Annotated in this window: 9 protein-coding genes; all 9 read left to right on the top strand. The window is 46.5% G+C overall.

Going from position 1 to position 14,807, the window contains the following annotated elements:
* The first annotated feature begins 26 nt into the window (after window positions 1-26).
* The 9 genes from MKY66_RS18565 to MKY66_RS18525 all read left to right on the top strand — a co-directional run bounded on the left by MKY66_RS18565 (window position 27) and on the right by MKY66_RS18525 (window position 14,696).
* Window positions 27-3,713: a dynamin family protein gene (locus MKY66_RS18565; protein WP_076209966.1), complete on the top strand. Its 3,687-nt coding sequence runs from the start codon at window positions 27-29 to the stop codon at window positions 3,711-3,713.
* A gap of 324 nt (window positions 3,714-4,037) precedes the next feature.
* Window positions 4,038-5,810: an ABC transporter ATP-binding protein gene (locus MKY66_RS18560; protein ID WP_076209967.1), complete on the top strand. Its 1,773-nt coding sequence runs from the start codon at window positions 4,038-4,040 to the stop codon at window positions 5,808-5,810.
* Complete coding sequence (locus MKY66_RS18555; protein WP_036613270.1) at window positions 5,807-7,657, top strand: ABC transporter ATP-binding protein; 1,851 nt, start codon at window positions 5,807-5,809, stop codon at window positions 7,655-7,657. Before MKY66_RS18560 ends, MKY66_RS18555 begins: the two co-directional genes overlap by 4 nt.
* Window positions 7,658-8,011: 354 nt before the next feature.
* Complete coding sequence (locus tag MKY66_RS18550) at window positions 8,012-9,514, top strand: AraC family transcriptional regulator (RefSeq protein ID WP_339805566.1); 1,503 nt, start codon at window positions 8,012-8,014, stop codon at window positions 9,512-9,514.
* A gap of 131 nt (window positions 9,515-9,645) precedes the next feature.
* Window positions 9,646-10,635 carry an ABC transporter substrate-binding protein gene (locus MKY66_RS18545; RefSeq protein ID WP_076209969.1) on the top strand — a complete coding sequence of 330 codons (990 nt, stop codon included), beginning with the start codon at window positions 9,646-9,648 and terminating at the stop codon, window positions 10,633-10,635.
* A 62-nt stretch (window positions 10,636-10,697) separates the two neighbouring features.
* Window positions 10,698-11,720, top strand: coding sequence for an NAD(P)/FAD-dependent oxidoreductase (locus MKY66_RS18540; RefSeq protein ID WP_076209970.1), 1,023 nt, complete (start codon window positions 10,698-10,700; stop codon window positions 11,718-11,720).
* A 252-nt stretch (window positions 11,721-11,972) separates the two neighbouring features.
* On the top strand, window positions 11,973-13,160 hold the full coding sequence (gene purT, locus MKY66_RS18535) for a formate-dependent phosphoribosylglycinamide formyltransferase (RefSeq protein ID WP_076209971.1): 1,188 nt from the start codon (window positions 11,973-11,975) through the stop codon (window positions 13,158-13,160).
* Window positions 13,150-13,608 carry a GNAT family N-acetyltransferase gene (locus tag MKY66_RS18530; protein ID WP_076209972.1) on the top strand — a complete coding sequence of 153 codons (459 nt, stop codon included), beginning with the start codon at window positions 13,150-13,152 and terminating at the stop codon, window positions 13,606-13,608. The genes purT and MKY66_RS18530 overlap by 11 nt, the downstream gene beginning before the upstream one ends.
* Window positions 13,609-13,889: 281 nt before the next feature.
* Window positions 13,890-14,696 (top strand): CAP domain-containing protein, encoded by an 807-nt coding sequence (locus MKY66_RS18525; protein WP_083656987.1) that lies wholly within the window; start codon window positions 13,890-13,892, stop codon window positions 14,694-14,696.
* Window positions 14,697-14,807 lie beyond the last annotated feature (111 nt).

Here is a 14,807-nt window from a genome sequence, read left to right as displayed (position 1 = left end):
TAGAGGAGCCAGGGGGAAGGCCAGTCATGTCCAGAACAGATTACCCAAAAGAAATGGCCAAACCTCTGCTTCCGCTGCGTGAAGCGATGGAGCAGACAGGGGACCATACGGCTGTACAGGCTATAACGGATTTAATCAGCAAGGCGGAAATGAAACATCTGACGATTGCGTTCTGTGGTCATTTCTCTGCAGGCAAATCGAGTCTCATCAACAGTTTATGCGGTAAACGGGTCCTGCCTTCAAGTCCCGTGCCAACAAGTGCAAATGTGGTATCCATACGTAATGGTAAGCCAAGAGCGCTTATTTATACTACGCCAAACGTAAGCGCTGACAATGGAGCAGGAACACTTGAAGTTTCTCCAGAGGAATTGGAGGCGTATTGCAAAAATGGTGGAGCTTACAGCTCAATTGAGGTATGGGATGATATTCCTCTGCTGAAAGATGATGCTGTCCTGCTGGATACACCAGGTGTGGATTCAACAGATCGCGGACATAGTCTCGCAACCCATTCAGCGCTTCATCTGGCGGATGTGGTGTTCTATGTCATGGACTATAATCATGTCCAGTCCGAGACAAACCTTTCATTTGCCAAGAGTCTGTCGGATTGGGGCAAACCGTTGTTTTTGATCGTGAACCAGATCGACAAGCATCGGGAGCGTGAGCTCTCTTTTGACCAATATACCGAAGGTGTCGAAGCTATATTTGCGGCCTGGGAAGTCAGATATGACGGACTGTTGTTTACTTCCCTCCGCGACAAGCAGCATCGCTACAACCAGTGGGATGTGCTTCCGGAACTCATTGGACACATGATGCAAGAGAAGGAAGCGTTAATTACGCACAGTTTGGCAAGTTCGGCCAGTCATGTAACGGAGCAACATCTGACGAGAGAAGCGGAGAAACGTGAAGACGAAGAGAATTCCCTGCTGGATGAGATTGGTGGCAAGGAAGGAATTGAACGTTTGGAACGAGAGTTGGAGCTTCTTGATCAACAAGCAGCAGACATTCGTACGGGGCCTTCGCGAGTGCGTGAGAAGTTCCGGGCGGAGCTTGAACCTCTTCTGGCAAATGCAAATCTTACACCTGCGGATATTCGTGCGTCTGCTGCTGCCTATTTGGAGAGCCGCAAACCAGGTTTCAGGGTAGGTTTATTGTTCTCAGGTGGCAAAACCGAGCAGGAGAAACAACGCCGTGCTTCTGAGTTGGTCAGACTGTTACAGGATCAGACTTCCGGACAAGTTGAGGTACATATTCGTACGATGCTTAGACAGCTCGGTGAATCCCATCAGCTATGGGGAGCGGAGTGGGAGCAAGCGCTGAATACGGAGCTGCCTGCTGTAGATGAAGCACTATTGGAGATGAAACGCAGTGCCAGTGCAGAGGTATCTCCAGAGTATGTGATTCAGTTCAGTAAAGATGTGCGGGGCGAGATTGAGGCCCGCTATCGCAAGTCGGCCATGATGCTGGCCGACCGCATGCTGGAAGCGCTGGCAGCGCAAGGCGAAGCCGCGCTCCAGGCGCTGGACGCCAGCCGCGCAGCGCTGCTGGCGCAATCCGCGGCGGCGGCGCGCTACACGGCGCTCCAGCGCAGCGCCGCCGCAGAGGCAGCAGGGCTGCGCAGCCTGCTGCCTGATGCGGGCCCCCTCCCCTCCGGGCTATTGCCGGAGGTGAAGGGCCCGCACGTGCCCGCGGTGCCTGAACCGGGTGAAGCTCCCGGTTCGCATGCGGGCACGTCAACGTCTGTGGCTGCGCAGCCACAGACGCCTGAGGCACCGCCAGCGCAGCGCACATCCGCAGCGGCGGTGCCTGGGCCATCGTCGGCGGCTGGCGCTGAACGCCGCCGGCGCCTGGACGCAGCAGCGGCACGACTCGAAGCCGCTGCTGCGCTGGTGGAGCCGTACCCCGCCATGGGGTCGGCGGTACGGGATCTGCGTGCACGCGCGGCTTCGCTTGCGGGTGGCACGTTCACTTTGGCGCTGTTCGGAGCATTCAGCGCCGGCAAATCCTCCTTCGCCAACGCGTTGCTGGGCGAAGCTGTACTACCGGTCTCGCCGCATCCAACGACAGCGGCGATTAACCGAATCATGGCTCCTGCCGGTGGCGCGGAGCATGGAACAGCCCGGGTCCGCATGAAGACCCGGGACGCCTTCCAGGAAGACCTCGCCTATTCCTTCCGATTGCTCGGACTCGGTGAGCCTGGAGCGGAGTGGCAGAAGCGAGTACGCTCCCTCTCACCACAGGATGTACACCCCGCTGGGCGCCCGCATTACAGCTTTTTGCAGGCCGCAGCAGCCGGCTGGGAAGAAACAGCGGACCAGTTAGGTCAGGATGTGCTGGTGGATCTGGACGGTTATCGTAACTTTGTCGCAAACGAGAAAAAGTCCTGTTTTGTAGACAGTATCGATCTCTACTACAGTTGCGATGTGACTGAACAAGGCATTGTATTGGTAGACACACCAGGAGCAGACTCCGTGAATGCTCGTCATACGGGTGTAACCTTCAATTATATGAAGAATGCGGATGCACTCATTTTTGTAACGTATTACAACCATGCTTTCTCCCAAGGAGATCGCCAGTTCCTGAATCAGTTGGGACGTGTTAAAGATAGTTCTGCCATGGATCAGATGTTCTTTGTTGTGAATGCCAGTGACTTGTCTTCCTCTGAGGAAGAACTGGAGCAGGTTCTCGATCATGTGAGCACCCAACTGCGCAGTAATGGAATTCGGGCACCACGACTCTTCCCGGTATCCAGTATACTGGCGATGGAAGGCAAGATGGCAGGGGATTCGAAGCTACTTGAGCAATCCGGTTTTATCCGTTTTGAGGAAGAGTTCAACCAATTTGCAGGCAGAGAATTAGCCGATCTTGCTGTAGGTGGAGCTTCCGAAGAGATGGCACGTGTCATTCAGCGGTTGAAGAAGCGTGCCGAGGATGCAGCTCAGGGTGAGGAAGTATTGCAGCAGCGGCGGGATGAACTGGAGACGATCCAGGGACAGTCACGCCAGCGCATACAGCGACTTGCAGAGCGATCCATGAAGGAAGAACTGTCACAGGAAACAGCAGAATTACTCTTCCATGTGCGGCAGCGGCTTGCCTATCGCCTTGGTCTATTCATGGCAGAAGCATTCCATCCATCCGTACTTAGGGAGGATCGAGGCAATCTGAAGATGGCTTTTGCAGCCTGTGGACGTGAACTGTTACGCATGATTGCCATTGAACTGGAGCAGGAACTGCTTGCTACCACCCTCAGACTTGAACAGGCAGGTCAGACCTGGCTGATGAAGCAAGTTACGGATTGTATAGACGAGGTGAGACAGTTATCTGGAGGCGTGGATGTGTCACTGCCACTGAACGAACGCTGGAGTACACCTGTGCTTGAAGAAGTTCGTCTGGAAGAACCGTCCGGATGGAAAAACTATTTGAATTATTTCCGCAATCCGAAACAGTTCTTCGAAGGGGATGGACGTCAGCGGTTACAGGAGGCACTTGATCCTGTCCTCAAACAGATGATCATTGAAGTTCTCCCTGCTGCACAAGACAAGCTGATTCAGTTTTATGACAACCAGCTTCTTCAATCTTTGCAACACCAATCTCGTCAGTTGGAAGAACGTCTGGACGAGGCGGTAAGTGGAATTCAAGATACACTGGAGAGCGGAATTCCGGCGGAGCAATGGACCAGCTTGTCTAACCAACTGGAACAGATTGAACGCAGTTAAAATCACGGCATAACGCGTATTCTCTGGAAGTCTTTGTAAAACAAAATGAATGATACAGCAACACATTGAAAATGTTGCGAAAATCAACCCAAAAAGGCCCCTGCCGAAAAGGCATATAGGGAGCCTTTTTTTGGTACGAACAACCTGAAATAAAGAGAATATTCAAACATTTGATTGAAAGGTGGGTATTTACCTTCGTTAATGCGTCAATAAGCTGAAAGCAGGCAGAATATGGTCTGTTATTCGCTTTGCCGCGAATGGGGTACGGTGATAAACTTCATAAATGTTCATAGTATTTTTGAACGACATAAGAGGAGGAGAAACATGGATGTTCTTAGGCAACTGCAAACCTTTTTTTGGGAAAAGAGAACGTATTTATTTGTATCAATCTTGTTCCTCGCCTTAGCGACCGCACTTGGGTTGGTGTATCCGTACATGCTGAGGATACTGATTGATGATATTATTGTTCCGCGAACTTTTGAAGACGTTCCCATCATTGCTTTGACTGTGTTAGGTGTAGTTATTTTGAAAGCGGGAATGCAGTTTTTACACGGCTTTTTTGGAGGACGCTTGGGTAACTTCCTGGCGTACAGACTTCGTAACGCATGTTACGAAAAGCTTCAATTTTTATCCTTCCGTTATTATGATACGGCCAAGACAGGTGATCTGATGTCCCGCCTCACGGGAGATTTGGAAGCCATCCGTAACTTTATCGGATTTGGTTTCGCCCAGATTCTCAACATGGTTTTGATGGTCGTATTCGGCGCAATCATGATGATGACCATGAGTTGGCAGCTTACGCTGTTCACGCTCATATGCATCCCATTACTTGCCTTCGTTGCGCTGAGATTCGAATCCAAAATTCACCCTGCGTTTCAGGAGATGCGGCTGGCGCTCAGCTCATTGACGACAGCGGTACAGGAGAATATCACTGGTGTACGTACGGTAAAATCCTTTGCACGTGAGCCTTATGAAGTAGAGAAATTCTCTACACGTAATGAACGTTACAAGACAAATCAGATTCATGCCGCAACATTGTGGAGTCGTTATTTTCCGATCATGGAGATTCTTGCTTCGGTGAGTATCGTGCTGTTGCTGATAATCGGTGGAAGAATGGTTATACAGAAGACGCTGACACTCGGTGAACTCGTTGCCTTTTTCAGTTTGATCTGGTACATAATCGGTCCAATGTGGAACCTTGGGTTCCATATCAACAACTATACGCAATCCAAAGCTTCAGGTGAACGGGTGCTCGAACTGCTTAATACGCCAGTGGATGTGGAAGAAACGGAAGATCCGGTCATTGTGGAGGCAGACCAGGTGAACGGCCATGTGACATTTGAATCCGTTACCTTTGCCTACGGCAACAAAATGCCAGCGGTAACCGATATTAATTTTGATGCTGCCCCCGGTTCTGTAATCGGTTTCCTCGGGGGTACAGGGTCAGGTAAATCGACCATCATTCAGCTTCTGATGCGTGCCTATAACGTCAACTCGGGAACGATCAAGCTGGATGGCAAAAACATTAAAGATATAGGTATTCGCAGTTTGCGGAGTCAGATCGCTTCTGTCTTCCAGGAAACATTCCTGTTCTCATCCAGCATTCGCAATAACATTTCCTACGGGCTTAAGAATGTCACCATGGATGAGATCATCCGTGCAGCCAAGCTGGCCAAGGCTCATGACTTCATTATGGAGTTCCCGGATGGATATGACACGGTGGTTGGTGAGCGCGGTATGGGTTTATCGGGTGGACAGAAACAGCGGATTGCGATCGCAAGGGCTTTGCTGAAAAATCCGAAAATTCTGGTACTAGATGATGCAACCAGCGCCGTGGACATGGAGACAGAACACGAAATTCAGTCCGGTTTCCAGGAAGTTATGCGCGGCAGAACGACATTTATTATTGCACACCGGATATCTTCACTACGACATGCAGATGAGATTCTGGTGCTCGATGAAGGTCGCGTGGTACAACGTGGCAAACATACCGAACTCATTGAAGTGCCTGGACCATACCAGGATGTTTATAAAATTCAATATGCAGATTATATTGCCCGCGGTAAGCGGGAGGCTGGGGAGCAGGTGAATTCATGAGTGCCGAAACGATAGCAGACAGGCGCGAGGCAAAAGTGGCCTCTGAGAAGAAACTGAATGAACGATTTGTGTATCAGGATGATGAAATTATTGAAAAACCGTTTAACTGGAAAGAGTTCGGACGTTTATTTGCATACATGAAACCTTATGCAAAACAACTGTTACCACTCGTTATTCTAATGATGATCTTGGGTACCATTACGAAATTGTCCGTACCTTTTCTGATCAGTCTGGCGATTGACCGGGCCATCGCACCGGCAACGGGGTTGCCAAGCATGACTATGCTTTATCTTATCGCAGGCTCCATATTTGTGTTGTATCTGATTCAATGGGCAGCCAATACGTACCGGATCAAACTGACGAACATTATCGGACAGCGCGTTATTTATGATCTTCGCTCGGATCTGTTCAAGCATATCCAGAAGCTGTCCTTTAACTTTTTTGACAAAAGACCGGCAGGTTCGGTACTGGTTCGTGTTACGAATGATATTAACTCCCTTCAGGATCTGTTCACCAATGGTGCAGTTAACGTCATGATCGACTGCGTACAGTTGCTCGGGATCATTGTGATCTTGCTGTTGATTAACTGGAAACTGGGTCTTGCCGTGATCATTACGGTGCCAATCATGTTCATCATCTCGACCAAACTGCGGGTGCTGATCCGTCGGGCTTGGCAGGATGTGCGTATGAAGAACTCTCGGATTAACTCCCACTTGAATGAATCCATTCAGGGGATTCGAGTGACTCAGGCTTACACACAGGAAAAAGAGAACATGAAGTATTTTGACAACATGAATCTGTCCAGCAAAAAGTCATGGGATAGAGCATCAGCGATGAACCAGGGCTTTGGACCGCTGATTGAGATTACCGGTGGATTCGGTACATTAATCCTTTTCTGGTTTGGTGCTTATCTGATTCAGGAAGGTCAGTTGACTGTGGGATTACTTGTTGCTTTTGCCAACTATGTCGGCAACTTCTGGGACCCAATCAACCGTCTGGGACAGATGTACAATCAGTTGCTGGTTGCGATGGCATCATCGGAGCGTATCTTCGAATTCATGGATGAAAAACCAAGTATTGCGGATAAACCAGGTGCCAAGCCACTTCCTTCTATTAAAGGAGATATCGCATTCGAAAATGTGGTGTTTGAATACGAGAAGGGCAGACAGGCGCTGAAAGGGATCAGCTTCTCGGCGGCTGCGGGACAATCGATTGCACTTGTTGGTCATACGGGCTCGGGTAAAAGTACAATCATCAATCTGATCAGTCGTTTCTATGATATATCCGGCGGACGTCTCACCATTGACGGACAGGATGTGCGGGATGTAACGGTAGAGAGTTTACGCAGCCAGATCAGCATTGTATTACAGGATACCTTCATCTTCTCGGGTACAATTCGTGACAATATTCGATTTGGACGACTGGATGCAACGAATGAAGAGGTGGAGGACGCAGCCAAAGCAGTCAATGCACATGAGTTCATCATGAAGCTGCCTGGCGGATATGATACTGAAGTCGAGGAACGCGGGAACGTATTATCCATGGGACAGCGACAACTGTTATCCTTTGCCCGTGCGCTGCTTGCTGATCCACGCATACTGATTCTGGATGAAGCTACAGCCAGTATTGATACGGAGACAGAGCTTAAAATCCAGGAAGCGTTGAAGGTGCTGTTGCAGGGAAGAACGTCCTTTATGGTCGCTCACCGTCTCTCAACTATCCGGAATGCAGATAACATTATCGTCCTGGATCATGGTGAAATTAAAGAAGAGGGTAACCATGAGCAGCTGATCCAAAAACAAGGCGTCTATAATGGATTAATAGAAGCTCAATACAGATTTTTGTGATGAAAATGAAAACTTCGGATGCTTGTGAAGCGTCTGAACACCTATGAATTTATAACACTCTGGTGTTCTATAGCCTGATCCTTCAATAATAAGTGCATCTTATTCATTGAAGACAGGTTAGAGGATAGCCGGAGTGTTTTTTTTATTCGTTAGTGTGGTATGTTATATTTTTGAAGACTGAAATCAATACAATCGTTCATGGCTGGAGGGAGATCAATGCAGATGGACAACAACGAAATAAATTCAAAGCATTTGGATCACCTGGATCATATGAATTTTAGGCTCCTTCACGTGAATTATACGAGTGATCCTGCGACGGAGTGGCTTCTGAGGAAACACTTCATTGAAACATACATGTTATTATTTGTAGCCAGTGGGCAAGGGTGGTTAAAGATAGATGGCAGTTTCATCGAATTGAAGGCGGGCGGACTGTATGTAGGCTTCCCGGGGCAACTGGTTGAGGCAAATGTGCATTCGTTGGATGAAAGAGGCGTGTATCACATGAGTTTTGATGTCATGTACGCACTGGAGCAGGAGGGTGGAACAGCCCTTGAAATGATGAAGCAACTTTTACGTAATGAAGTGAATGGCGAGGTCAGCTCATCTTCACCCATTGCTGTTGGCGTGATCTGTCAGATGATTTACCACCACACGTTGAAGAAGGATGGTTTGCAAAGGTACTATGGTCAGATTCGTTTTCAGGAACTGTTGTATACCATGTTTTACGACGTGGCCTGTGCCGAAAAGACGGATCCGGCTTCACCAATTGAACATGTCAAAGGTTACATGGAGCAGAATTATTCGAAGAGATTAACCATTGAGGATTTAGCAAATGTGGCACGAATGAGCCCTCGACATTTCATGCGTTTATTCAAGAAAAGGTATGGGTACAGTCCTGTTGACTATTTGACTCTATACCGAATTAAACAAGCCCAGATCTTAATGAGAAATGATCACAGTTATCGACTCAAGGATGTGGCATCGTACGTGGGTTATCAGGATGAGACGTATTTCCGGCGTAAATTCAAGCAAATCTCTGGCATTCCACCAGCAGCGTTTATACGTAATAGCAAACAAAAAATTGCTGCAGTTCATTCTGTGAGCATTGGTATACTGCTTGCATTGCAGATCATTCCCTGTGCCGCGCCGGCAAGTCATCCGTGGACATACTATTACCGACGTAAATATGAAACGGACAAAGTTATGCCACTCGCAGAGAGTGAGACCACCTGGCTGGAACAGCTTCGATTAGTTAAACCTGATTATATTATTACTGTTGGGACGGAGTCTGAGGATTTGCAAAGACAGCTTCAATCCATTGCTCCGGTGTGTGACCTCCCGTGGGAAAAAGGAGATTGGAGAGAGCATTTGAGATATGTTGCAAGCTTTTTGGACAGGTCGGATATTGCAGAGGTATGGCTTCAAAGATATGAAGAGAAGGCAACGACCATAAAGAATCAGCTTGAGGATTTCATACGAAAAGACAGATTAGTTGTACTCAAAGTTCATGGTGAAGCGTTGCAGATGTTAGGCCCAAGGAGCATTGCTTCCGTTTTTTACGTTGATATGCAAATGGAGGGTCCTGAAGGAGTTGAGACTTATTGGGAACGTGGCACAGTAACCATTAGGGAGTTGTCTGTTCTCAACGTTGAAAGAATATTACTGATTGTGGGTGATGATGAGACATCCAGGCAGACATGGTCTGCTGTACGTAAGTCTGAAGAATGGCTTGCGTTGTTAGCGGTACAGAATGGCAGAATGGATATCCTGTTGTCGAGCGTCCTGCTGGACTACACTGCGTTTACCCATGAGCTTATGTTGGATGAAATATTAAAGTTATGGCAAGATCGTCCATAGCAAAAAGTCTGAATAGTCAATATCATGCCTGAACATATTTTATTATACTACTCCTATATCGTAATGATAATGATAATTATTATTAATTAGACGTTGTCATAACTAAATGCCATATAGGGGGTACATAAAGAATGAGATTCAGATGGTTAACGGTACTATGCACCATGATGTTGGTGCTCATTATTTCGGCTTGCGGTGCAGCAGGCAACGAAGCATCCTCGAGCGAGGGTCAAGAAGCGGGTACCGCCAATTCTTCAACAACAGAAGCCAGTCAGGTGAAAAAAGTGAACACGGAAATGGGAGAAGTTGAAATTCCGGTGAACCCACAAAAAATAGTTGGTTTGTCCGTTGTATATCCAGAATTTTTATATTCTCTTGGCATCGTACCCATTGCTGTACAGAACTACCATGAGGATTTTCCTTCTTACTTGCAAGAGCCATTCGCAAACACGATGAAAATGGGAATAGGAAGAACGCCTAACTTTGAAGCCCTGATGGAGGCAGCTCCGGATTTGATTATCGCCCCTGACTGGTGGTCCAAAAAGGACTATGATCAGCTTACTCTGATAGCACCTACCGTACTTTTGCCACAGCGTGATGATTGGCGCGATGAACTGCGGGATATGGCCAAAATTTTGGACAAAGAAGAACAGGCAGAAAAGGTGATTCAGGATTTGGTGGATAAGGAGAAGGTAGCTGCTGCCAAATTGGATAAGCTGATTGGTGAGGAGACTGTTCTCTACATTAGAGTGATGGAAAAAGAAATCGTCCTTCATGGGGAGAACCTTGACCGAGGAAACTTTGTCCACAAACGATTGGGAATGAATCCACTTCCTAATTTCCCGAAAGATCAAACAGCCATGTCCGTATCCTTGGAAGTACTGCCTGAATACGACGCAGATCATCTGATCGTTCAGCTGGATGATGAGACTAATCCGGAAATTAAAAAGAAATTTGAAGATATGTTATCTTCATCGTTATGGAAAAATCTGAAAGCAGTCAAGCAGGACCACGTCTATATGGTAGGTGGCAAGGAATGGTTCAATCTGGGAATGTCTCCACTTGCCGATGAATATGTCATTGATGATATTGTTGCTGCTTTTGAAGCAAAAAACAAATAAAGCAAACGGGTAAAGTGACATGTATCTCGAATTCATAACTAAATTAACAAGGTGTGTTTAAAATGAATGAAGAAGATATCTATGATGTAACCATCATTGGAGGCGGCCCTGCTGGCATGTATGCAGCTTTTTATGCAGGGATGCGTGATATGAGAGTTAAGATCATTGACGGCAAAGACCAACTTGGTGGTTTTCTGCATACCTATTCCGAAAAAACTATTTGGGATGTGGGTGGCCTGCCACCAATGAAGTGTTCAAAGTTGATTGAGTATCTGGTTCAGCAGGCGAATACCTTTAATCCAACGGTTGAATTGAATTGCAAAGTAGATCGGTTCGCTCGACTGGACAACGAGATTTTGGCTCTGTATACTGCTGAAGGCGACATACACTATACGCGTACAATCATTGTTGCAGTGGGCCGCGGTATCGCAGAAATTCAAAAATTGGAGCTTCAAGAGCCAATGGAATGTGAGTATGAAAATCTTCATTACACCGTGCAAAATCCAGAACATTTTTCCGGGAAGCGGGTGCTCATTTCAGGAGGAGGCAACAGTGCAGTAGATTGGGCAATTGAACTTGCTCAACTTGCACGGAGCGTAGTGGTCGTCCACCGAAAAAATGAGTTTCGTGCAATGGAACGCAATGTTAGTGAGATGAACAATGTAACGGATGTCAGAACACCATATAGCATCACACGGCTTCATAATCATGGTGAACGTATCCATCAGGTTGTAATTACGCATATGGAGAGTCAGGAAAATGTATTGTTAGATGTGGATGAAGTCGTAGTTAGTCATGGATATAAAAGCAATTTAAGTGATCTTGCCAGTTGTGGCTTAGAAATGGACGATGGAATGGTTCTAATGAGTCACCATGCACAGACGAGTCTGCCGGGTGTTTTTGCTGCAGGGGATTGTGCAACTCACGATAGCAAAGTCAGACTTATTGCCGGAGCCTTCAACGATGCGATTTTAGCTGTAAATAGTGCGAAAAAATACTTGACTCCAGATGCTCCCATGATGGCGTACGTCTCCTCCCATAATGAAATTTTCAGAGAAAAAAACAAGCAAATCCCAAGGTTCTAAACTTTGGGTTTGTTTGCTTATTCATGTTCACTGGAATATTAAAATCTACTCTTTTGACATTTCCTTAATTATGGGAGGAATGGAAGGAGTATCGAATCTGTAAGCGGTAATTGTAAAATTTGATCGAAAAAACACAAAAAATCTTGTAAAATTCACAAGAAAAATAAGGGACACTCTTGCAATCTTTAACCAAAACCCCGAAAATAGAGAGACAGATATAGAAGATTTCTCTTTGGGAGGATTGGAAAGAACATGTGGGGTGCTCCTTTTACGGCTCAAGCCAAAAAAATGCTGCTACTAGGCAGTGGAGAATTGGGAAAAGAGGTCGTTATTGAGGCCCAACGACTGGGAGTAGAGACGATCGCTGTTGATCGTTATGAGAACGCACCTGCAATGCAGGTCGCGCACCGGTCTTACTGCATCGACATGCTGGATGCCGAAGCTTTGAAACAATTGATCCGTAAAGAAAAACCTCATTACATCGTACCTGAGATTGAAGCTATTGCAACAGAAGCTTTACTGGAGCTTGAGGAAGAGGGATTTTGTGTAGTACCTACTGCCCGAGCTGCACGTTTAACGATGGATCGCGAAGGCATCCGTCGCCTTGCAGCCGAACAATTGAAACTTCCGACAGCTGATTACCTTTTTGCGGACAACCTGGAACAACTTCAGGAAGCCGTACGTAAGCTTGGCACACCTTGTGTCATTAAACCATTGATGAGTTCTTCCGGCAAAGGGCAGAGTGTATGCCGAACACCGGACGACGTGGAGGATTGCTGGAACATTGCTCTTTCGGGGGCTCGTGGCAAATCCGTTCGTGTTATCGTGGAGAGCTTTGTGCAATTTGACAGTGAGATTACATTACTCACCGTTAGGTCTGTATCAGGCACCGTATTTTGTCCTCCGATTGGTCATATTCAGAAGGATGGGGATTATGTCGAATCCTGGCAACCTCATGCAATGACTCCTGAGCAATGGCAGCAAGCTTGTCATATTGCCAAATCCGTCACGGATGAACTTGGCGGGTATGGACTGTTTGGAGTGGAATTGTTCCTCACATCGGATGGGGTTGTGTTCAGCGAGGTATCTCCTCGTCCGCATGACACAGGTATGGTTACAATGGTGACGCAAGACAGTTCCGAGTTTGCGCTGCATGTACGTGCAATTCTTGGTTTTCCGGTCACAGGTGTACATCTGTTGACACCGGGAGCTTCAGCAACGCTGAAGGCTAATGATGAAACATCTGACTTTACTGTAGGCGGGATTGAAGAAGCACTGGCACTTCCTCGTACTCAGATTCGTGTATTTGGCAAACCTGAGACCAAAGTAGGACGCCGAATGGCTGTAGCCTTAAGTGCTTGCCAAGATGTGGAAGAAGCTCGTAAAACAGCGGTGCAAGCCGCTAATATGCTGAAAGTGGAGGTAAATCATGTCCAATAATGTTGAGGCCCCTGTACTGATGATCCGAGAGTGTGAGCTACGAGATGCTGAAGCGGTAACGGGACTGATGCGAGAGGTCAGCTATCCGACAACAACCAATGTCATGAAAGAACGTATTGAATGTTTGGAAACCAATCCAAACGCATGCATGCTTGTTGCCGAAGTGGATGAACAAATTATTGGTGTGATTGGCTTGCAATGTGTGCAAAGTCATGCCTATCCAGAACCTGCCGCACAAATTACTTCCCTGATTGTAGGTCAAGAACATCGTGGTGGTGGGATTGCCCGTCGTCTGATGGCTCGTGCCGAAGATTGGGGCAGACAGCAAGGTGGTAAACAACTGTTTGTCACGGGTGCAAACCGTGAAGTGACTTCAACAGCGTACTCTTTTTATGAGCACATTGGTTTTCAGAAGAGAGGCTATCGGTTCAGTAAAGTTCTTCTATAGTATAAATAAAGTTTCTTCTATTGCATGGAAATTCTCATGATATCCTGATCTGCACATTCTGGTGTGGTGAATGATAAATAGATGGTGAAGCGACATTCGACTAGCCTTTTTAGTCCGAATGTCTTTTTTTTATGCTTTTGTCAAATCTGATACATTCTAAAAAAATGACAAAAAAGTTACTTTTCCATATTTTATAGGTTCACAATCTCCTGTTGAATTGATATACTGCTAGAGTATTAATTACAAAGTTGTAATAACTAATCTTAAGGAGATGAATGAATTTGAAAAAGAAATGGATGAAAACTGTCGTAACGAGTAGTCTGACAGCCGTACTGGCCGTAGGGGTAATGCTTCCTGCTTCCGCGTCTGCTGCAGATTCAACATATAAGACTATCACAACGTACAAAATTACAAGCACAGACAGCTTGAAAGCTTATATTGAGAAATGGCTCAAACAAAATGGATACACCGTATCCGAGGGGCAAATTGTAGAGAAACCTGCTACGCAGCCTGATCAAACGACAAAACCTGCTGAGCCGACCACAAAACCAACTCAACCAACAACAAAACCTGCTGAGCCTACAACTAAGCCGGAGCAACCGACTAAACCAGCACAACCAGCTCAAGAAGAAAAACCGGCAACTACACCGGCAAAAGATCCTTCAAACACAGGTAACACAGGTAACAATACAAGTAATAATGGTAGCGAAAGCACACAATCCGACTTTGCTACTCAAGTTGTAAAACTTGTGAACGCTGAGCGTGCTAAAGCAGGTCTGAACGCCCTGACTTCAGATGCACTTCTGGACAAAGTGGCTGTTGCCAAAGTAAAAGATATGAGCAACAACAACTATTTTGATCACCAGTCACCTACGTATGGTTCTCCGTTTGATATGATGAAACAATTCGGAGTAACTTACAGCTATGCAGGTGAGAACATTGCCAAAGGACAAAAAACACCTCAGGAAGTGGTTACAGCTTGGATGAATAGTGAAGGTCACCGTGCCAATATTTTGAGCAAAAACTTTACGCATATCGGTGTAGGTTTCTACAACGGATACTGGGCACAAGAGTTTATCGGTAAGTAATCGATTTATAATGAAGAAAGTATGAATTTCTTTTCCAAAAGGTTATGCCAGTACACAGTTTAAATCTGTGTATGGTATAACCTTTTTTCCGTAAAATGACATAAGGAAAAT

It is taken from the genome of Paenibacillus sp. FSL R5-0766 (genome assembly GCF_037971845.1).
In the GTDB taxonomy this organism is placed as follows: domain Bacteria; phylum Bacillota; class Bacilli; order Paenibacillales; family Paenibacillaceae; genus Paenibacillus.
Note: the sequence above shows the minus strand (reverse complement) of the source record. Positions and strands in the feature narration are given on the sequence as shown.

Bases quoted from the DNA above. Each gene is read 5' to 3' on its own strand.
- MKY66_RS18565 (WP_076209966.1), top strand. From the start codon at position 27: ATGTCCAGAACAGATTACCCAAAAGAAATGGCCAAACCTCTGCTTCCG.
- MKY66_RS18560 (WP_076209967.1), top strand. From the start codon at position 4,038: ATGGATGTTCTTAGGCAACTGCAAACCTTTTTTTGGGAAAAGAGAACG.
- MKY66_RS18555 (WP_036613270.1), top strand. From the start codon at position 5,807: ATGAGTGCCGAAACGATAGCAGACAGGCGCGAGGCAAAAGTGGCCTCT.
- MKY66_RS18550 (WP_339805566.1), top strand. From the start codon at position 8,012: ATGTTATTATTTGTAGCCAGTGGGCAAGGGTGGTTAAAGATAGATGGC.
- MKY66_RS18545 (WP_076209969.1), top strand. From the start codon at position 9,646: ATGAGATTCAGATGGTTAACGGTACTATGCACCATGATGTTGGTGCTC.
- MKY66_RS18540 (WP_076209970.1), top strand. From the start codon at position 10,698: ATGAATGAAGAAGATATCTATGATGTAACCATCATTGGAGGCGGCCCT.
- purT (WP_076209971.1), top strand. From the start codon at position 11,973: ATGTGGGGTGCTCCTTTTACGGCTCAAGCCAAAAAAATGCTGCTACTA.
- MKY66_RS18530 (WP_076209972.1), top strand. From the start codon at position 13,150: ATGTCCAATAATGTTGAGGCCCCTGTACTGATGATCCGAGAGTGTGAG.